At 35.7% G+C, this 19,461-nt stretch carries 18 protein-coding genes and 1 tRNA gene; 15 read left to right on the top strand and 4 right to left on the bottom strand.

Features of this window, described 5'->3' with window-relative positions:
* The first annotated feature begins 201 nt into the window (after window positions 1–201).
* Window positions 202–1,098 carry a deoxyribonuclease IV gene (locus BAQ46_RS09125; RefSeq protein ID WP_000912469.1) on the top strand — a complete coding sequence of 299 codons (897 nt, stop codon included), beginning with the start codon at window positions 202–204 and terminating at the stop codon, window positions 1,096–1,098.
* A 26-nt stretch (window positions 1,099–1,124) separates the two neighbouring features.
* On the opposite strand, the gene BAQ46_RS09120 is transcribed toward BAQ46_RS09125, so the two are convergent.
* On the bottom strand, window positions 1,125–1,379 hold the full coding sequence (locus BAQ46_RS09120; RefSeq protein WP_001048963.1) for a DUF2624 domain-containing protein: 255 nt from the start codon (window positions 1,377–1,379) through the stop codon (window positions 1,125–1,127).
* A gap of 150 nt (window positions 1,380–1,529) precedes the next feature.
* Between BAQ46_RS09120 and BAQ46_RS09115 the strand changes: the two genes are divergently transcribed.
* The 4 genes from BAQ46_RS09115 (at window position 1,530) to BAQ46_RS09100 (ending at window position 4,619) form a co-directional block, all read left to right on the top strand.
* On the top strand, window positions 1,530–2,408 hold the full coding sequence (locus tag BAQ46_RS09115) for a YitT family protein (RefSeq protein WP_000435966.1): 879 nt from the start codon (window positions 1,530–1,532) through the stop codon (window positions 2,406–2,408).
* Window positions 2,409–2,588: 180 nt separating this feature from the next.
* Window positions 2,589–3,359, top strand: coding sequence for a metal ABC transporter ATP-binding protein (locus BAQ46_RS09110; protein ID WP_001059652.1), 771 nt, complete (start codon window positions 2,589–2,591; stop codon window positions 3,357–3,359).
* The gene (locus BAQ46_RS09105; RefSeq protein WP_071741845.1) at window positions 3,359–4,192 is read left to right on the top strand and encodes a metal ABC transporter permease; all 834 of its coding nucleotides are present in this window, start codon (window positions 3,359–3,361) and stop codon (window positions 4,190–4,192) included. The genes BAQ46_RS09110 and BAQ46_RS09105 overlap by 1 nt, the downstream gene beginning before the upstream one ends.
* Window positions 4,193–4,205: 13 nt before the next feature.
* Complete coding sequence (locus BAQ46_RS09100) at window positions 4,206–4,619, top strand: Fur family transcriptional regulator (RefSeq protein ID WP_001054512.1); 414 nt, start codon at window positions 4,206–4,208, stop codon at window positions 4,617–4,619.
* Window positions 4,620–4,699: 80 nt separating this feature from the next.
* On the opposite strand, the gene ispG is transcribed toward BAQ46_RS09100, so the two are convergent.
* From ispG to BAQ46_RS09085, 3 genes are all read right to left on the bottom strand, one after another.
* Complete coding sequence (ispG, locus tag BAQ46_RS09095) at window positions 4,700–5,803, bottom strand: flavodoxin-dependent (E)-4-hydroxy-3-methylbut-2-enyl-diphosphate synthase (RefSeq protein WP_011040674.1); 1,104 nt, start codon at window positions 5,801–5,803, stop codon at window positions 4,700–4,702.
* Between the two features lie 164 nt (window positions 5,804–5,967).
* Window positions 5,968–6,333, bottom strand: coding sequence for a hypothetical protein (locus BAQ46_RS09090; RefSeq protein ID WP_000825406.1), 366 nt, complete (start codon window positions 6,331–6,333; stop codon window positions 5,968–5,970).
* 53 nt (window positions 6,334–6,386) lie between these two features.
* Entirely contained in the window at window positions 6,387–7,151 is a 765-nt protein-coding gene (locus tag BAQ46_RS09085) for a DUF1189 domain-containing protein (protein ID WP_071741844.1), read from the bottom strand.
* A 242-nt stretch (window positions 7,152–7,393) separates the two neighbouring features.
* Between BAQ46_RS09085 and BAQ46_RS09080 the strand changes: the two genes are divergently transcribed.
* The 10 genes from BAQ46_RS09080 (at window position 7,394) to BAQ46_RS09035 (ending at window position 19,412) form a co-directional block, all read left to right on the top strand.
* Window positions 7,394–7,467, top strand: a tRNA-Ile gene (locus BAQ46_RS09080).
* A gap of 221 nt (window positions 7,468–7,688) precedes the next feature.
* Window positions 7,689–8,300 (top strand): superoxide dismutase [Mn], encoded by a 612-nt coding sequence (sodA, locus tag BAQ46_RS09075; RefSeq protein WP_001052031.1) that lies wholly within the window; start codon window positions 7,689–7,691, stop codon window positions 8,298–8,300.
* Window positions 8,301–8,416: 116 nt separating this feature from the next.
* Window positions 8,417–9,694: an MFS transporter gene (locus BAQ46_RS09070; protein WP_071741843.1), complete on the top strand. Its 1,278-nt coding sequence runs from the start codon at window positions 8,417–8,419 to the stop codon at window positions 9,692–9,694.
* A gap of 109 nt (window positions 9,695–9,803) precedes the next feature.
* The gene (locus BAQ46_RS09065) at window positions 9,804–11,927 is read left to right on the top strand and encodes a peptidoglycan D,D-transpeptidase FtsI family protein (RefSeq protein WP_071741842.1); all 2,124 of its coding nucleotides are present in this window, start codon (window positions 9,804–9,806) and stop codon (window positions 11,925–11,927) included.
* A gap of 322 nt (window positions 11,928–12,249) precedes the next feature.
* Window positions 12,250–13,167: a phosphate ABC transporter substrate-binding protein PhoX gene (gene phoX, locus BAQ46_RS09060; protein ID WP_000871259.1), complete on the top strand. Its 918-nt coding sequence runs from the start codon at window positions 12,250–12,252 to the stop codon at window positions 13,165–13,167.
* A gap of 27 nt (window positions 13,168–13,194) precedes the next feature.
* Window positions 13,195–14,145, top strand: coding sequence for a phosphate ABC transporter permease subunit PstC (pstC, locus tag BAQ46_RS09055; protein WP_000323875.1), 951 nt, complete (start codon window positions 13,195–13,197; stop codon window positions 14,143–14,145).
* A 1-nt stretch (window position 14,146) separates the two neighbouring features.
* Complete coding sequence (pstA, locus tag BAQ46_RS09050) at window positions 14,147–15,013, top strand: phosphate ABC transporter permease PstA (protein WP_001242539.1); 867 nt, start codon at window positions 14,147–14,149, stop codon at window positions 15,011–15,013.
* Between the two features lie 28 nt (window positions 15,014–15,041).
* Entirely contained in the window at window positions 15,042–15,857 is an 816-nt protein-coding gene (gene pstB / locus BAQ46_RS09045) for a phosphate ABC transporter ATP-binding protein (protein WP_000226683.1), read from the top strand.
* Between the two features lie 164 nt (window positions 15,858–16,021).
* Entirely contained in the window at window positions 16,022–16,678 is a 657-nt protein-coding gene (gene phoU, locus BAQ46_RS09040) for a phosphate signaling complex protein PhoU (RefSeq protein WP_061132149.1), read from the top strand.
* A 379-nt stretch (window positions 16,679–17,057) separates the two neighbouring features.
* A complete protein-coding gene (locus tag BAQ46_RS09035; RefSeq protein ID WP_071741841.1) occupies window positions 17,058–19,412 on the top strand; it encodes a sugar phosphate nucleotidyltransferase in 2,355 nt (784 codons plus the stop codon).
* The last annotated feature ends 49 nt before the right edge of the window (window positions 19,413–19,461 follow it).

Here is a 19,461-nt window from a genome sequence, read left to right as displayed (position 1 = left end):
TATTTGTGAGAGCCGTAATCAATATGGATAGAAAATATTGATTAAAGTTTCGCTTCATCTAGATAATGTAAATGAAGAGTATAGTCTGTTTAAATAGTCGTATAAATTTATGTAGTGCGTTTTTTGTGAACAAACAATTCACTACATATTTCTACAAATTATGCTATCATTATATCTATTGTATATTGAAGAGGTGATTGTATGTTAAAGATTGGATCTCATGTTTCTATGAGTGGTAAGAAAATGTTATTAGCAGCAAGTGAAGAGGCTGTTTCATACGGTGCAACGACGTTTATGATTTATACAGGTGCACCGCAAAATACGAGAAGAAAACCAATTGAAGAATTGAATATAGAAGCAGGAAGAAAACATATGGAACAAAACGGTATCGAAGAGATTATCGTACATGCGCCATATATTATTAATGTTGGAAATACGACGAAGCCAGAAACATTCCAATTAGGTGTAGATTTCCTTCGTATGGAAATTGAAAGAACATCAGCATTAGGTGTGGCAAAACAAATCGTTCTTCACCCAGGTGCGCACGTTGGTGCAGGGGCAGACGCTGGCATTCAACAAATTATTAAAGGACTGAATGAAGTATTAACGCCAGATCAGACGGTGAACATTGCGTTAGAAACGATGGCAGGAAAAGGAACAGAATGCGGCCGTAGCTTTGAAGAAATTGCAAAAATTATTGATGGTGTAACATATAATGAAAAACTATCGGTATGCTTTGACACGTGTCATACGCACGATGCAGGATATGACATTGTAAATGACTTTGACGGTGTATTAAACGAATTTGATAAGATTGTTGGTATCGATCGTTTACAAGTACTTCATATTAATGATAGTAAAAATGTACGCGGCGCAGGAAAGGACCGTCATGAAAATATCGGTTTCGGTCATATCGGTTATAAAGCATTGCATCATATTGTGCATCATCCGCAATTAATGCACGTACCAAAAATTCTGGAAACACCATATGTAGGTGAAGATAAAAAGGACAAGAAGCCGCCATATAAATTGGAAATCGAAATGCTGAAAAATGGTACTTTTGATGAAGGGCTTCTTGAGAAAATTAAAGCGCAATAAGCAATAAGGAGGGGAATATCCCCTCCTTATTTTAGTAGTTGTTGAAATAAAGTATTTACTTGTTGGGCAGTAGCGGGCGAGGTTACTTGAGCTATTTGTTTTAAGAGCGCTAGTCGTTCGTCATTATCGTAAATGTTAATATTCTTTCCTTTCATAAGTCCAACAATTTGATCAGCTTGTGCAGTCGTAATTGGAACATCATATTCTTTACTATATTTCAATAATTCCTTTGTAGAAATATGATTTAATTTTTTATTTACAAGTTGTTTAATGAGGTTCATCGAGTTATCCTCCTTCACACGTTCTTCTATCGAAATATATGAGTACGTAGCTTGTACATATTCATATAGGGCTTCTTTTTTCATGAGAAAAAGAAGCGTATGTTATAATATAAGGACAAAACTATAGAAAAAGAGTATAAGGGAGGACTTATGGAGCAGAAGCAACATCGAAAAGAAAGTGTTATCCATCTTATGTATCGTTTAGTTATGATTATTTTTGGAGCAGCATGCGCAGCGGTAGCGATTGAATTATTTTTAATGCCAAATAAAATTATTGATGGTGGAATTATTGGTATTTCTCTTATATTAGATTATCTTACTCCTAATATTTGGTGGTTAAGTTTCTCTACTTTAGTCGTTATTCTCAATATCCCATTTATGTATTCGGGTTATAAGCAAATTGGAAAAACGTTCATGTTATCTTCGGCGTTCGGTATTGTAGCTTTAGCGTTTATTGAATCAACGTTACATGCTGTTCCGCCATTTACAACAGAGCCAATTTTAGCGACAGTGTTTGGTGGTCTTATTTTAGGGCTTGGTGTAGGGCTTGTTATTCGTCATGGTGGATCAATGGACGGAACAGAAATTATGGGTATTTTATTAACGAAAAAATTACCTTTCTCCGTAGGCGAATTTGTAATGTTTGTGAACTTATTCATTTTTGCATGGGCAGCATTTGTATTTGGTGTGGAACAAGCGATGTATTCTGTTATGACGTACTACATTGCATTCAAAACAATTGATACAGTCATTCAAGGTTTAGATGAAACGAAAGCTGTTTTAATTGTATCAGATCAATATGAGGAAGTATCAAATGCGATTTTGCATCGTCTTGGTCGTGGAACTACAAAGCTTGTAGCGAAAGGCGGTTACACGGATAAAGAAAAAGAAGTTATTTATGCAGTGGTAACACGTCTAGAAGTGACAAAGTTAAAATCAATTGTGTATGAAATTGATGCGAATGCGTTTGTTACGATTATGAGTACACAAGAGACAAATGGTGGTAAGTTTAAATCGGCTATTCACTAAAAAATTAATTATAATATCTTTTGAAAGCAGAGAATTTTTCTCTGCTTTTTGTTATAATAGTAAGGTTTCTTGAAAAAGTAGATATATTTTAGGCAGATTGGTTTACAACTATAATAAGCTGTACTATAATTCAAATAGATATAAATCGGAATCATTCTGAATTAAAATAGGTGAGATGCTATGAACAATATATTAGAAATAGAAGGATTGTCATTTCGATATGAAGATCGAAATGTGTTAGAAGATATAAATTTGCAAGTTCCGAAGGGAGCTTTTTTAGGTTTAGTTGGGCCAAATGGTTCAGGGAAATCCACTTTGCTAAAATGTTTATTAGGCGTTTTAAAGCCAAAACAGGGAAGCATTCGTTTGTTTGGTGTTGATAGTAAGAAGTTTAAAGAATGGAACAAAGTTGGTTATGTGTCGCAAAAGGCAAATAGCTTTAATTCTGGTTTTCCGGCAACTGTGTTTGAAGTTGTGTCAATGGGACTCGTTTCGAAAAAAGGGCTGTTTCGCTTTTTTACGAAAAACGATAAGAAAAAGGTAGAAAAAGCGATTGCTGATGTAGGAATGAGTGAGTTTCAAGGGCGTAATATTGGAGAACTTTCTGGTGGACAACAACAGCGCGTATTTATTGCTCGTGCGCTCGTTAGTGATCCTGAATTACTTATTTTGGACGAGCCCACTGTTGGAATTGATGTGAAGAATGTAGAAAGTTTTTATGAGATATTAGAGGATTTAAACAAAAGGCTAGGAATCACATTAATTCTCGTTACGCATGATATGGGAGCTGTTACCGAGAAAGTAACACATGTTGCATGCTTAAACAAACATTTACATTTCCATGGAAATGTAGAAAAGTTCCGAGAGTTAGAAGATGCAGAAATGTCCGTCTTATATGGACACCATGTTCATCGTTTAGAACACGAGCATGAGCATCACGGGAGGATATAATGATACAAGATTTTTTACAATATGACTTTTTACGTAACTCTTTATATGCAGGAATTTTAATAGGACTTGTTGCGCCGCTTATCGGTGTATTTGTTGTCATTCGCCGCATGTCGCTTATTGCGGATGCATTAAGCCACGTGACATTATCGGGTATTGCTGCAAGTTTACTACTAGAAAAAACAATTTTCACAGGGGGATTTTTAAATCCGTTATATATGGGGATGATTTTTTCTATTGGTGGGGCGTTACTTATTGAAAAACTACGTACTGTATATAAACATTATCAAGAATTAGCAATTCCAATTATTCTTTCAGCAGGAATGGGGATTGGCGTTATTTTTATTTCACTTGCAAATGGGTTTAACACAGATTTATTTAGTTATTTATTTGGTAGTGTAAGTGCTGTAACAAGTACGGATTTAATAATTATCGGCATTGTAGCAATTGTTGTTATTGTAATGATTACTTTATTATACAAAGAGTTATTTTTACTATCGTTTGATGAAGAATACGCTGTATCAACCGGTTTGAGTGCAAAGTGGATTCACTTTATTTTCATTATATTGGTTGCGCTTGTCATTGCGGTATCAATGCGTGTAGTGGGGGTTCTTCTCGTATCATCATTAATGACGTTACCAGTTGCAGCAAGTATTCGTATTGCGAATGGATTTAAACAAACAATTTTCTTCTCCATTTTATTTGGTGAAATTGCAGTAATTGGTGGAATGTTTGCTTCGTATCAACTTGATTTAGCACCAGGTGGTACAATTGTTATGATAGCGGTTCTTATTTTAATTGGTGCGATTTTATGGAAAAAGAAAAAAACTGCATAAAGTAGGGATAGATATGAATCTAACAGAAGCTTTACGCCTAATGAAAGATAAAGGATACAAACATACTGGGAAAAGGGAAGAAATGCTCAGGTTATTTGCAGCTCACAATCGTTATTTAACAGCGAAGGACGTTTTAGAGCATATGAAGGATGATTATCCAGGTCTTAGCTTTGACACGATTTATCGTAACTTAACGGTGTTTGCTGAAATCGGTGTTTTAGAACAAACGGAATTAAACGGTGAAAAACATTTTCGTTTTACATGTTCTATTATGGAACATCATCATCATTTTATTTGTTTAGATTGCGGAGGGACGAAAGAGATTACTTCTTGCCCGATGGATTTTATGAATAAAGATTTTAATGGTTATGAAGTAACAGGTCATAAGTTTGAAATATACGGACGTTGTCCAAAATGTGCAAAGTAAAAGCTCGTTAGTTCTATAACTGACGAGCTTTTTTACGTAGAAAAGAAGGTTGCTCACAAATGTTGTGGGCAACCTTCTTTTTATTGTTCTTGTGTTTCTTTTTCTTTTTCTCGTTCAGCAGCCATTTCAGCAGCAATTACGTCGATTTCTTTTTTCAGTTCTTCTACCATTATTTCTTCTGGTACTTTACGAACGACTTGCCCTTTGCGGAATAATAGTCCTTCTCCGCGCGCGCCGGCAATACCGATATCAGCTTCACGAGCTTCCCCAGGACCATTTACGGCGCAGCCAAGTACTGCAACCTTAATTGGTACTTGTAGTGTAGAAATGTACTCTTCCACTTCGTTAGCGATGCTAATTAAATCAATTTCAATACGACCGCAAGTTGGACAAGAAATAAGTGTTGCTGCATTAGATGCAAGGCCGAATGACTTTAATAGTTCACGCGCAACTTTTACTTCTTCAACTGGGTCAGCACTTAATGAAATACGTAGTGTATTTCCGATGCCTTTACTTAAGATTGCTCCAAGACCAGCGGCACTTTTTACAGTTCCGGCAAATAACGTTCCAGATTCTGTGATACCTAAATGTAGTGGATAATCAAAAGCACGTGCAGCTTTTTCGTATGCTTCAATTGCCAAGTTAACATCAGAGGCTTTCATAGATACGATAATATCATGGAAATCTAAGTCCTCTAAAATTTTAATGTGATGCAGGGCGCTCTCAACCATACCATCTGCAGTTGGGTATCCGTACTTTTCTAAAATGTGACGCTCTAATGAACCTGCGTTTACACCGATACGGATTGGAATACCACGTTCTTTTGCTGCATTTACAACAGCTTCTACTTTATGGCGACGACCAATGTTACCTGGATTGATACGTACTTTATCAATGCCGCCTTCAATTGCTTTTAAAGCAAGGCGATAATCAAAATGAATATCAGCAACAAGTGGAATGTTGATTTGTTTTTTAATATCAGCAATAGCATTTGCTGCGCGTTCGTCTGGAACAGCAACACGCACGACTTGGCAGCCAGCTTCTTCTAAACGTTTAATTTCAGCAACTGTTGCTTCAACATCATGTGTTTTTGTTGTTGTCATACTTTGTATAATTAATTCATTATTACCGCCAATTGTTAAATTACCGACTTTAACTGGACGTGTTTTTGTACGATGAGTCATTTCATTCACGAATAGATCGCTCTCCTTATAAAAGAAGTTTCTTATTTAGTCCCTTATATCAATGATAGTATACGTGATACAGGGCTATAGAAACCGAAGTGCTCGGTTTCACTTTTACTATTGTATCAGCGCCTTTATGTAATTGACAAGGATTAAGTGATTGCTTATTGATATAACGGGAATTTATAAGACTTTCCAAGTTGTATTTTTGTAGCAGGTGTATTTTTATTTAATTGTTTAAAATCATCAATTACTTTTTCGATAGAAGGAATTTTCTTCTTATTAATCGCTTCTGTAATGGAAAGAACCGTATCACCTGTTTTGACTTCAATTGTTTTATAAGTGACATCTGTTTCTTTTTCCGCTTTGTTTTCTTTCTTTTGTTTTGTATTTGTACTTTCTTGTTTTATCGTTTCGGCCGCATTTGTCTTTTTATATGAACTTAACATCGGTAAAGTGCCGATTTTTATATCGTAATAAAATATATAACCAAGAACAAGCACGAATAAGAATATACCTAATCTCTTCATATTCTTCACTCCTTTGCTAGGAATATATGCTTGTCCAAAAAAAAAATGCCTATTTAGGCATTTTTTTCGTTCGGTTTTGGAACTTCTTTAATTGTTAAGTATAGGACAATTAAAACAACTGCGATATAAATGAATGTTGAGCCAGGTACAACGATTTTGAATAAATCCATAATCATAAAGAAGATGGTTGGAATTGTGTAGCTGTAGGCAGTTAACGTCCATACTTGCTTATAAGATAATTTACGTTGACCACTCATAGCAGAACCGATAAACGCAAGTAAAGTAATTCCTAAGAAAGTAATGAACAATTGGAATAGATATACTAACACTCCGATAACAGCTAATAAAATTGGATAAATACTATCGAATACAGAAATGAAATCTTGCAAATCTTTTTTCTCAAGAGATGTCCCTAATAAATCATTGTAGGAGTATGTTTGCGTCTGGCCATTTCCTATAGAAACTACTTTATCTTTTAAAATAAATAAACCAGTTTTATTTTGATACTTTTCGATATCTGTTGTATTTGGATCAAATACGAAAAGAGCATCTCCCTCTTCTTTTTGAATAGGTTGTTCAATATCAGCTTTTAGTTCACCATTTTCGATTTTAAAATCAGGTAAATCTTTTTCAATTGCTTGATTTACCATAGTAACACTATCTTGGATAAAGCTACCGTAAAAGAATGTTCTTGGAATAGTAGTGATTAGACAAAGTAGCATAATATACAAAATGGTTTTTCCGATTTTTTGAAAACGGAATAGCGCCATATCTTTAGGCGAATATACGCTTTTGACTAATTGGGCAAATATGGACATAGATTCACTTCCTTTATGTATGTATAAAATCATTGTAACGTAGGAATCTAGGGAATCTCAAGATATATTATATTTACATATAGTAGCGATAACTAAATTTCTTTTTATTAATTTTCTTCTTTTAAATGAAAAAAATACAATTGACAGTTTTCTTTTCTATATGGTAAATTTATCTTACATTTCTTAAAGGGTATATCCGATAGGAATTCCTTTATTTGATGTATTATTACATACATAATTGTGGACCCTTAGCTCAGCTGGTTAGAGCAGACGGCTCATAACCGTCCGGTCGTAGGTTCGAGTCCTACAGGGTCCATATCCATTTCACCTGTTTATTATGTCAGTAGGAAGCTTCCTTGTAGAAGGGAGCTTTTTTTATGAAATATATGAGCATTTTAATTGAAAAGAAGTGGGAATTTTGCTACTTTAATGATAGCAAGACAATGTGATTTATTTGTTTGCACCCTATGGCAATTAGGGTAGAATGTAGTTGTATGTCACTTAAGTGGCAATACATAAACTGGGAGGAATATAACAATGGCAAAACACGAATTACCAAATTTACCTTATGCGTATGATGCTTTAGAGCCTCACTTTGACAAAGAAACAATGAACATCCATCATACAAAGCACCATAACACGTACATCACAAACTTAAACGCTGCTTTAGAAGGTCATGCAGAATTAGCTGACAAAAGCGTAGAAGAATTAGTTGCAAACTTAAACGAAGTACCAGAAGCAATCCGTACAGCAGTACGTAACAATGGTGGCGGACATGCTAACCACACATTCTTCTGGACAATCTTATCTCCAAACGGCGGCGGACAACCAGTAGGCGAACTTGCAACTGCAATTGAAGCGAAATTCGGAAGCTTCGATGCATTCAAAGAAGAATTCGCAAAAGCTGGCGCAACTCGCTTCGGTTCTGGTTGGGCTTGGTTAGTAGTAAATAATGGTGAGTTAGAAGTAACAAGCACGCCAAACCAAGATTCTCCTCTAACTGAAGGTAAAACTCCAGTTATCGGTTTAGATGTTTGGGAACATGCTTACTACTTAAATTATCAAAACCGTCGTCCAGACTACATCGGTGCATTCTGGAACGTTGTAGATTGGAACGCTGCTGAAAAACGTTACCAAGAAGCAAAATAATTGTAATAACGATAGAAAAAGCTAGGAGAATGCTCCTAGCTTTTTTCTATGCTTTCCTTTTACATAATTGAGCTTGTCTTTGGAAGACTAGAACATGAAGTAAAGGAGAGTTGTGTATGAAGTGGAAACATATAATTGGTGACGTTGAAGTGAATCGGGATTTAGTGTTATTACTCCTCATTGGAGGTTTATACACGCTCGCAATTTCTTTATCGAATACGTTTGTTAACATTTATTTATGGAAACAAACACAAAATTATGTGAATCTCGGCTTGTATAATTTGGCCAGCGTTGTATTGCAGCCCCTCACATTTCTTATAGGTGGGAAATTAGCGAAGCGTATTGATCGCTCGATCTTGTTACGAATAGGCGTAGGCACGTTAGCGATTTTTTTTATCGTTGTTTTAGTAGCGGGGAAAAGCGCTTCTCACTATATTTTATTAATGGGGGCTCTTTTAGGAGTCGGATATGGTTTTTACTGGCTCGCGTTTAACTTATTAACATTTGAGATTACAGAACCAGAAACAAGAGATTTCTTTAACGGGTTTCTTGGGCTTCTTACATCCTTCTCTGGCATGATTGGACCGATAGCAGCTGGATACACAATTTCACGTATGGAGAAGTGGAGTGGTTATACGGTCATATTCTTTCTCTCGTTATTGTTATTTGCAATTGCTGTCGTTTTAAGCTTTTTTGTATCTAAGAGAGAATGTGAAGGTCGTTATGAGGTTACACAAGTTTTGAAAGAGCGACGGATTGATAAAAATTGGGGGAGAATTACACACGCTCATTTTTTCCAAGGATTGAGAGAGGGGACATTCATTTTTGTTATTTCAGTATATGTGTACTTAGCAACCGATAGTGAGCTTGCATTAGGGAAATATAGCTTAGTAAATTCTGCTGTATCATTTGTATGTTACTATTTAGTCGCCCGTATGTTAAAGAAAGAGTGGCGAAAAAAAGCAATTTTACTTGGAGGCATTATTTTATATGCTGTTGTATTTTTAGTTATATTCAATGTTACATACACAAAATTACTTATTTATGCAGCATGCATTGCGATTGCATACCCTATTTTACTCGTTCCATATGGATCGATGACATATGATATAATTGGTAGAGCGAAAAATGCGAGAGAGTGGCGTGTAGAGTATGTTGTTGTCCGAGAATTATGGTTAAATGCCGGGAGAATTTGTTCAGTTTTAAGTTTTTTATGTGCTGTATTATTCTTTCCGCCTGAAAAGAGTTTACCTGTCTTACTATGTATTTTAGGTGCTGGACATTTTCTTATTTATTTTGCAGTTAAAAATGTCAAATATGATGAAGGAAATGCAGGGAACACAAGTGTCGTAGCGCAAGGAACCACGCAGAATCAAACAGAACCAGAAGGTTAACTTATCGTTTGTTTTATGCTAGAATAGAAAAAGATGTAAGACAGCAGTGAGGACACCTGTATGAAGGTGTCCCTTTCAAATTACATAGCTGTTGGTAGAGGGGGTTTGTATGGGCAAGAAGCAGAAACAACAAAAGAAAAAGACTCACGTTCCTTTTCGGTTAAACGTGCTGTTTTTCTGCGTGTTTTTAATGTTCTCCGCGGTTATTGTAAGGCTTGGTTATGTACAAATTGTTCGCGGTGAGGAATATAAGAATGAAGTGGAGAGGAAAGAAAACTCGACGATAAGTAATCCTGTACCACGTGGGAAAATATTTGACCGTTATGGGCGAGCTGTAGTAGATAATGCAGCTGTACGTACGATTACATTTACAAAAATGAAAGGATCAACTGCAGAGGCTCGCTTAGAAACAGCGAAAAGATTAGCAGATTTGATTGAAGTACCGACAGATAAATTAACAGATCGCGATAAAAAAGATTATTGGCTTGCTATTCATAAAGAAGAAGCGCAAGAAAAAATTACGAAAAAAGATCGTCAAGAGTTTAAAGATAAAAAAATTGACGATAAAGAATTAGATGAGCGTCAACGAAATCGCGTGACAGAAGAAGAAGTGAATCAATTATCCGCAAAAGATTTAGAAGTGCTAGCGATTAAAAGCAAAATGGACGGCGGATATGCGATGACGCCACAAGTCATTAAAAAGGATGCTACAGATGAAGAATATGCGATTATTAGTGAAAATTTAGCGCAATTGCCGGGAGTAGATACAAGTGTCGATTGGGAACGAAAATATGCATATGATGGCGATTTGTTCCGAAGTGTACTTGGAGGTGTAACAACTTCTGACGAAGGCTTACCGAGAGAAAGACTAGATTACTATCTTGTTCGTGATTATAATCGAAATGACCGCGTAGGGAAAAGTTATCTTGAGCAGCAATATGAAGATAGTTTGCACGGTAATAAAGCGGAAGTGAGAAATATTACGGATAAAAACGGTAATATTTTAGAAACGATTAATGTATCAAAAGGGCAAAGTGGTAACAATCTGAATTTAACAATTGATATGGAATTACAAAAGCGTGTAGAAGAAATTATCACGAAAAATTTATTGAGATATAAAGGGGGACAACCTCTTTTAGATCGCGCATTCGTTGTAATGATGAATCCAAAAAATGGTGAAGTTTTATCTATGGCAGGGAAACAGTTAGTGGAAGAAAATGGCGAAACGAAAGTGCAAGATTTCGCATTAGGAACGATGACAAGTTCTTATCCGATGGGATCAACTGTAAAAGGTGCAACAGTACTTACAGGATATCAAACAAAAGCGATTCAACCGGGTTCCTACCAACTGGATGAACCAATCGTATTGAAAGGAACGCCGAAAAAATCTTCTTGGAAGACGATGGGATCTATTAATGATCTGACAGCATTAAAAATGTCTTCTAACGTATATATGTTTAAAACAGCGATGAATATCGCAGGTGTTCAATATGTGAGAGGTGGTACGTTAGATGTACCAAAAAAAGCATTTGATACGATGCGCTATTATTTCGGACAGTTTGGACTTGGTGTAAAAACAGGTATCGATTTACCAAACGAATCTGCGGGTCAAATAGGTAGAGGAAATCAGCCTGGTTTCTTATTAGATTTATCAATTGGACAGTATGACACATATACACCACTTCAATTAGCACAGTATGTTTCAACAATTGCAAATGGTGGTTACCGTATGCAGCCGCAAGTTGTAAAAGAAATTCGTCAACCGGAAGCGAAACAAGGCGAAGTTGGAAAAGTCGTTCACTCAATGGAACCAAAAGTACTAAACCGTATTGATATGCCTGAATCACAAATTAAACGTGTTCAGGAAGGATTTAGACAAGTATTTAATGAGTCTGGTGGTACAGCTGCGAAATACTTTACAGGCGCATCATATAAAGCTGCTGGTAAAACAGGTACAGCTCAAACTGTGTATGGCGGAGATAAAGAGATTGGTAGAAAAGCAAACGGTGAGCGTAAAGAAACATATAACTTAACATTAGTAGGTTATGCGCCACTTGAAGACCCTGAAGTAGCATTTTCTGTTGTTGTCCCTTGGGTAGATGATAAATCAGGTATTAACGGATATATCAGTCGTGACATTATGGACGCGTACTTTGATTTGAAAAAGGTAGAAAATGGCGAAGCTACACAAGAGGAAATAGATAAGAAAAATAAAAAGCAAGATGATGAATAAAAAAGTTGTAAAAAAAGCACACTATCTGAAAAGATAGTGTGCTTTTTTTTTTGATTCATGCATACGTTTTAATAAAGTGGACAAGCAGATCATATCGGAATTTTAAGGGACCTTGCAAATAATACGTATGCATTCACTATGGAAGTTATGGACCAATCCTCAGTGAAGATGAACAGTGGCTACGGATTAATAATTTACCTAATGTTGATTCTTGTGGAACTTTACAAAACTTTTACAAACAATTAAAACCGAATTAATAGTTTAGCAGTATTCTTATATCTGTAATCCTGTTATTTCCGGTTACTTCTAGGAGGAAGAACACGTGAAATGGATAAGTGCATCAATTAAAGTTTTCATACTGTCTACATGTTTCTTTTATGTTGGCACGTCTACTGCATTTGCTGTGAATGAAATGGGAGAAGTGAGAGTTGATGGATCCTCAACGGTTTTTCCTATTATAGAAGCAGTAGCGGAGGAATATACAAAGGTGCATCCAAACGTGAAAATTTCCATCAGTGTTTCTGGGACAGGAGGAGGATTTAATCGTTTCAGTAAAGGAGAAGTAGATATAAATAATGCTTCGAGAGTAATGAAACAAGTGGAAGAAAATGAAATGAAGAAAAACTCCATTCAGTTTACACCGTTTGAAGTCGCTTATGACGGCCTTACGATCGTTGTGAACCGTCAAAATACTTGGGTAGATAATATGACGGTAGACGAGTTACGTCTATTATGGAGTGAAGATGAAAGTGAAAAGCGATGGTCACAAATTCATTCATCATGGCCACGTGAACAGGTAAAGTTTTATGCGCCAGGTGTAGACTCTGGTACGTATGATTATTTTCAAAATGTCATCTTACAAAAAAGTCGCATTGTAAAAAAAGTCTCTTTGTCTGAAGATGATCAAGTTATTATGCAAGGGGTAATGAATGATAAAAATGCCATTGGTTTTGTAGGATATGCTTATTATATGGCCAATCGAGATAAGGTGAGAGCAATAAAAGTGAATGGTGTACTTCCGACGAAAGATACCATCCAATCAGGTGAGTATAAGCCGTTATCTAGGTCGCTATTCGCTTATGTGAATCATGCATCTATCCGAAATAAAATGAATGTAGCAAATTATATTGAGTTTATGATTCAGCATGTTGGTAATCTTGCTGAAGAGGTTGGATATGTAAAATTACCAAAAGAAAAATACAATGAACAGCTGCGGATGTTAACAGAAATAAAAAGGTAATGTCAGGGTGGAAAGGGGTTTTCATCTTTGGCTTATAATGACAAAAGTCAAATTACATTTTCTGTACAACATTTGATTGAAAGAAATACAAAACATAGAAAAAAAACGCAGCGAATCAATCGAATCGTTCCATTATTACTAAAAATAATTGCTAGCGTGTCTATTGCGACGACACTTGGAATTATTTTTACGCTTTCTAATGAAACAATAATGTTTTTTAAAAAAATATCATTGCTCTCCTTTTTGACAGAGAAAGAATGGTTACCTTTTTTTGAAAATCCTAAATTCGGTATATTACCACTTATATGTGGAACGGTACTTGTAACAGCAATCGCTATGTGCGTAGCAGTTCCTATCGGTTTAGCGTGTGCCGTATTTTTAAGTGAATATGCTTCAAACAGTGTAAGAAAAGTATTAAAACCGATGTTAGAACTATTAGCAGGTATCCCGACAATTGTATATGGCTTTTTTGCATTAACAGTTGTTACACCGCTTTTACAACGGATTATACCTGATTTACAGTTTTTTAATGCGATTAGTCCAGGTATTGTTATTGGCTTTATGATGATACCTACAATTGCATCTCTGTCTGAAGATGCAATGAGAGCTGTAGCAAAAGGAACGAAAGAAGCTTCGTTGGCACTTGGAGCAACTCGGTTTGAGATGGTAAAACAAGTCGTGTTTCCTTCAGCTTTCGCAGGGATTATGGCAGCGATTATATTAGCTGCTTCAAGAGCAATCGGTGAAACGATGATCGTTGTAATTGCAGCAGGGTCCACACCGAACGTATCTCTCGATCCGACACACTCTATTCAAACGTTAACAGCTTATATTGTGCAAGTGAGTTTAGGTGATGCTCCGCATGGAACAATTACTTATTACAGCATGTACGCTGTAGGCGCAACGTTATTCTTGTTTACTTTTATAATGAACATCATTTCGCAGTTTATTATGCGCCGCTTTAGGAGGGTGACATAATATGCGCATGTTGAATCATAAAAAAATACAAGAAAATATGGCATCACGTTTTTTTAAAGATCGAATTTACAAATTGTTATTTTATATGGCAATTTTGTTTTCAATAGTAATCCTGCTTATTTTGCTTTTTCAAATTTTTGAAAAAGGTGTCAGTTACCTTTCGTTAGATTTCTTTACAAACTTCGCTTCGCGTAATCCGAAAGAAGCTGGGATTGCTGCAGCTTTGTCAGGAACAATATTATTTATGAGTATTGTTATACCACTCTCCTTTATATTTGGGGTCGGAACTGCTCTTTATTTAGAGCAATATGCGAAGGAATCTATATTTAAAAAGGTAATAGAAATTAATAATCAAACGTTAGCGGGAGTACCTTCCGTCGTATTTGGATTACTCGGCTTAACCATTTTTGTATACGCTCTTCACTTAGGTGAGAGTATTATTGCAGCGGCACTGACGATGAGCTTACTCGTCTTACCGACAGTTGTTGTAGCGAGTCAAGAAGCGATACGATCTGTACCGAGGTCATTATTAGAAGCTTCTTACGGGTTAGGTGCTACGAAGTGGCAAACGATGTATCAAGTTGTATTGCCATATGCGTTCCCAGGAATTATAACAGGTTGTACGTTAGCGATATCAAGAGCGATTGGAGAAGCGGCACCGTTATTAGTTATCGGGGCACTTGCATTTGCAAATTATGTTCCGTTTAGTATGTTTGATAGATTTACAGTTTTACCAATTCAAATTTTTAATTGGATGAGTAGACCACAGGAAGAATTTCAGTATGTAGCAGCTGCTGGGATGATTGTTTTGTTAGGTTTGTTGCTCTTGATCAATATAGTTGTCCTATGGTTACGAAATCGAAAATAAGTTGGAAATGGATGAAAGGGGAATTCAAATGGTAGCAACAGTAGTAAATGTACAGGTGAAAAACGAGGAGAAAATCGAGACTGCGCCAAAGAAAGTAGTATTTGATACGAAAAACTTAAATTTATGGTATGGAGAAGACCATGCTTTAAAAGATATTAACTTAAGTATTCATGAGAATGAAGTTACAGCAATTATCGGGCCAAGTGGTTGTGGTAAATCAACGTACTTAAAAACATTAAATCGTATGGTAGAGTTAGTACCAATCGTGCGAACTACAGGCGTAATTGAATATAGAGAGCGCAATATATTTGATAAATCATATCCAGTTGAAGAATTACGAACACATGTAGGAATGGTGTTCCAAAAACCAAATCCATTTCCAAAATCTATTTATGAAAATGTAGCATATGGCCCGAAAATTCATGGGATTAGCGACAAGAAAACGTTAGATGAAATTGTTGAAAAAAGTTTACGTGGAGCAGCGATTTGGGATGAGTTAAAAGATCGTTTGCATGATAATGCATACGGTTTATCTGGTGGACAGCAACAGCGTCTATGTATTGCACGTTGTTTAGCGATTGAACCAGACGTTATTTTAATGGATGAGCCAACATCAGCACTAGATCCAATTTCAACATTAAAAGTAGAAGAATTAATTCAAGAGTTAAAGAAAGATTTTAGTATCGTTATCGTAACGCATAACATGCAACAAGCTGCGCGTATTTCAGATAAAACTGCTTTCTTCTTAAGTGGAGAAGTTGTGGAGTATACAGATACAAATAAATTATTTACGACACCTTCAGATAAGCGTACAGAAGATTATATTACAGGCCGATTCGGTTGATGTCGCTAGCAAGGCTAAGAGCAAATACCCTCTTAACAGAGGGTATTTCTTATTTTTACCTTAAGATAGGAGAAGTAATACTTCTCCTATCTTAAGGTTTATTATAAGTAGGCTAGGTAGGAGAGTTATATATAGTGGCACATAATATTAAGGGGGAAGAAACAATGGTACGAGAACAATTTCAATGTGATTTAAAAACGTTACAGCAAAAAGTGATTGAGCTTGGTGAACTAGCGAGAGAAGCTTTATTGCTTGCTATGGAAGGGCTTCATAAAAAGGATGTAGAGAAAGCGTTAGAGGTAATAGATGGTGATTATCGTATGGATAATTTAGAAGAGGAAATAAATGATCTTGCGCTTATGCTCATTACGAAGCAGCAACCTGTAGCGAGTGATTTAAGAAGGATTTTCATTTCAATTAAAACAGCGACAGATTTAGAACGGATTGCAGATCATGCTGTTAATATTGCGAAATCAACCATTCGTCTCGGGGAAAAAGACGTGTCTGTTAGTTTGCACAATCTTGATGAGATGTTTGCGATTGCAAATAAGATGTTACAGTTAGCGCTAGATGCATATGAGCAAGAAAATTTAACTTTTGCGAAGCAAATTGCCGAAATGGATGATTCTGTTGATGAAATATATGGGAAAGCGATTCGTGAATTTATATCTGCAGTTCCAGAACAACCAGAAGCAATTACACAAATTACACAATTATCCTTTGTAGCGAGATATATCGAACGTGTAGCAGACCATATTACAAATATTGCTGAAAATGTTTTTTATTTAGTAAAGGGAAAGCATTACTTATTAAATGAATAAAGAAAAAAGTAGGTGAAACATCACCTGCTTTTTTTAGTCAAAACATGACAAAAAAAGCTCGTTGTTTCCTTTAGTTTATGATGATAAGATGTATCATAATATAATGGAAAAAATAGGGCGTATATGTTATTCGCTTATTAAGTAATATTTTAAAAGTTAATAGTAAGCGCTTTCTTCAGTTGTTGAAAGGTGAATGTATATAAGGGGAACTTTACTGCCTGTCGGCCCGATTGGTCAAGGCTAATAATCAGTAGGGGATGAAGAAAACCTCCACTGATTAAAGTTTCACTTTATTTTATACTGCTAGTTAATGCTGGGTAGATAATATACATATCGTATATGAAGTTACTGAACATTATATAAGTGGAGGCTGAAGTATATGAAGGGGGTTATTTTAGCTGGAGGAAAAGGACGACGCCTTAGACCATTAACATGTAATACTCCAAAGCCGATGTTGCCATTATTAGAAAAGCCAGTTTTAGAATACAACATTGAATTATTGCGTCAGCATGGTATACGTGAGATTGCAATTACTGTTCAGTATATGAGTACAGCTATTAAGCAATATTTTGGTGACGGTAGCAAATGGGGCGTTAACTTGTACTACTTTGAAGACTCTCCACCGCTTGGAACTGCAGGGAGTATTAAACAAGCGGAAAAATTTTTGGATGAACCGTTTGTTGTCATAAGTGGGGATGCGTTAACTGATTTTCAATTATCAGAAGGAATTACGTTTCATAAACAAAAGAAAAGAATGGTAACTATGTTTGTAAAGGAAGTAGAAAATCCACTCTCATTTGGTTTAGTTGTAATGAACAAAGAACAAGAGGTTACACGATACATAGAAAAACCGAGTTGGAATGAAGTAGTCTCTAATATTGTGAATACAGGTATATATATTATGGAGCCAGAAATTTTTTCTTACATACCGCCCCGAGAATTTTTTGATTTTAGTCAAGATGTGTTTCCGTTATTGGCAAATAAGAACGCATTATTTGCATATTTGTCAGAAGGTTACTGGTTAGATATCGGTACATTTGATCAATATCGACAAGCACAATTTGATTTGTTAACGAAAAAATTGCAAGTACCTATCCCGTATACGGAAGTATTACCGATGGTATGGATGGGAGAAGGGGTAACGATTGGAAAAGGAACGAAAATTCACGGTCCTTCTTTTATTGGTGAAGGAGTAAGAATTGGTGCTGGATCTGTAATTGAGCCATACTCTATTATCGGGAAAAATAGTGTTGTTTCAAGTTATTCTCATCTTCAAAAGAGTATTATTTTTGCAAATGTGCACATTGGGAAATATTGTGAGTTACTAGAAACGACAATAGGAGAACATACAATGGTGGAAGATGATGTTACATTGTTTCAAAAAAGCATTGTAGCGGACCATTGTCATATAGGGAAAAGTACGGTAATTAAGCAAAAGGGAAAACTATGGCCATATAAGGCGATTGATAGTCATTCGGTAGTAGGATCGGCTGGTGTTCAAGAAAGTGAGAAGAGTGCAGGATGGTTGCAAAAAAGCCGCATTGTAGGAAGAGGTAATGTGGAGATTACGCCTCAATTTATTGTAAAGGTTGCGATGGCGTACGGATCTCTTTTTACAAAAGGGGAAAGTATATTAATCGGGAGTCAAGAACATATAGAAACGACTTCTTATAAAAATCTTTTTCTTCATGCAATTCATGGTATTGGGATTCATACGATGGAATGCAAAGAAATGAACGAATCACTTTTTCAGTACAGCATTCAAGATTTGCAATGTGCGGGCGGGGTTTTCATTCAAGCGGAAAAAGAAAAAGAGATTGTTATAAAGTTGTATGGTAAGGATGGGGCACAGTTAACGTATAAGCAGCAAAAAGCGATAGAACAAGTGTATATGTCTGAGTCGTTTTATTACGTATGTGAGAAGGAAATGGGGCGGAATAAGCTAGTACACGTTTCTTTACATAATTATATAGAGGCTGTATTAGAGCGTATTGATATTGAGAAAATAAAAAAACAGAAGTTCCATCTTCTTATTAATAAGAGAAATGATATGTTACAACATTTGCTTATGCTCTTTTTGCAAAGACTCGGATGCACAGTTACGTGGATTTATGCTGGTGAACAAAAGGATCATGTGAAAGCTTTAATGAAATCAAGTAAAGCAAATATGGCGCTTATGTTTTCAGAGCAAGGAAATTATTTCGAGTTATATGATAATCATAGTAATATTTACCAAGGGACGGATTTTGAAGAGATTGATATTCCAGATTTATTACTGGAATCGGCAGGAAATATTTACCCAATGTCTTTGAAATTAGGAGAATGTTATCTTCTATTTTATACGCAGGATGAAAAAAAATCGTTTCAAGCGAGATGGAAGCGAGATATTTTATATCGAATTGGAAAATTATTCGAGTTAATAGCATTGCAGGGAAAAACCTTTCTCAGCATAGTAGAGCAATCCCCGCCGCTTTATTTACTTTGTGATGAAGTTGTATGTTCGTGGAATGAAAAAGGGAAGGTGATGAGGAAATTATTGGCTGATATCGAAAGGAAGGAAGAAGGCATATTTGAAGGAGTACAGTTCAAATATACCGAAAAAGAGTGGTCTTATATCGTTTCTGACACAAAACAACCGAAATTTTTAGTGTATTCACATGCTAGAAACCCAGTAATAGCAAGGGAAAACATGAAAAATCTTATAGAAAAAATTAGACAATATCAAAAGGTGTAGAATTTTTATTTTAAAAGTGGTATTATAGTATAGTCTGATTTAAGTTATT

The organism is Bacillus paranthracis, from assembly GCF_001883995.1.
Lineage (GTDB): Bacteria > Bacillota > Bacilli > Bacillales > Bacillaceae_G > Bacillus_A > Bacillus_A paranthracis.
This window is presented reverse-complemented; position numbering and strand designations above follow the sequence as displayed.

Excerpts from the sequence above, each read along its gene's own strand:
- BAQ46_RS09125 (WP_000912469.1), top strand. The coding sequence starts at position 202 with ATGTTAAAGATTGGATCTCATGTTTCTATGAGTGGTAAGAAAATGTTA.
- BAQ46_RS09120 (WP_001048963.1), bottom strand. The coding sequence starts at position 1,379 with ATGAACCTCATTAAACAACTTGTAAATAAAAAATTAAATCATATTTCT.
- BAQ46_RS09115 (WP_000435966.1), top strand. The coding sequence starts at position 1,530 with ATGGAGCAGAAGCAACATCGAAAAGAAAGTGTTATCCATCTTATGTAT.
- BAQ46_RS09110 (WP_001059652.1), top strand. The coding sequence starts at position 2,589 with ATGAACAATATATTAGAAATAGAAGGATTGTCATTTCGATATGAAGAT.
- BAQ46_RS09105 (WP_071741845.1), top strand. The coding sequence starts at position 3,359 with ATGATACAAGATTTTTTACAATATGACTTTTTACGTAACTCTTTATAT.
- BAQ46_RS09100 (WP_001054512.1), top strand. The coding sequence starts at position 4,206 with ATGAATCTAACAGAAGCTTTACGCCTAATGAAAGATAAAGGATACAAA.
- ispG (WP_011040674.1), bottom strand. The coding sequence starts at position 5,803 with ATGACTCATCGTACAAAAACACGTCCAGTTAAAGTCGGTAATTTAACA.
- BAQ46_RS09090 (WP_000825406.1), bottom strand. The coding sequence starts at position 6,333 with ATGAAGAGATTAGGTATATTCTTATTCGTGCTTGTTCTTGGTTATATA.
- BAQ46_RS09085 (WP_071741844.1), bottom strand. The coding sequence starts at position 7,151 with ATGTCCATATTTGCCCAATTAGTCAAAAGCGTATATTCGCCTAAAGAT.
- sodA (WP_001052031.1), top strand. The coding sequence starts at position 7,689 with ATGGCAAAACACGAATTACCAAATTTACCTTATGCGTATGATGCTTTA.
- BAQ46_RS09070 (WP_071741843.1), top strand. The coding sequence starts at position 8,417 with ATGAAGTGGAAACATATAATTGGTGACGTTGAAGTGAATCGGGATTTA.
- BAQ46_RS09065 (WP_071741842.1), top strand. The coding sequence starts at position 9,804 with ATGGGCAAGAAGCAGAAACAACAAAAGAAAAAGACTCACGTTCCTTTT.
- pstA (WP_001242539.1), top strand. The coding sequence starts at position 14,147 with ATGCGCATGTTGAATCATAAAAAAATACAAGAAAATATGGCATCACGT.
- pstB (WP_000226683.1), top strand. The coding sequence starts at position 15,042 with ATGGTAGCAACAGTAGTAAATGTACAGGTGAAAAACGAGGAGAAAATC.
- phoU (WP_061132149.1), top strand. The coding sequence starts at position 16,022 with ATGGTACGAGAACAATTTCAATGTGATTTAAAAACGTTACAGCAAAAA.
- BAQ46_RS09035 (WP_071741841.1), top strand. The coding sequence starts at position 17,058 with ATGAAGGGGGTTATTTTAGCTGGAGGAAAAGGACGACGCCTTAGACCA.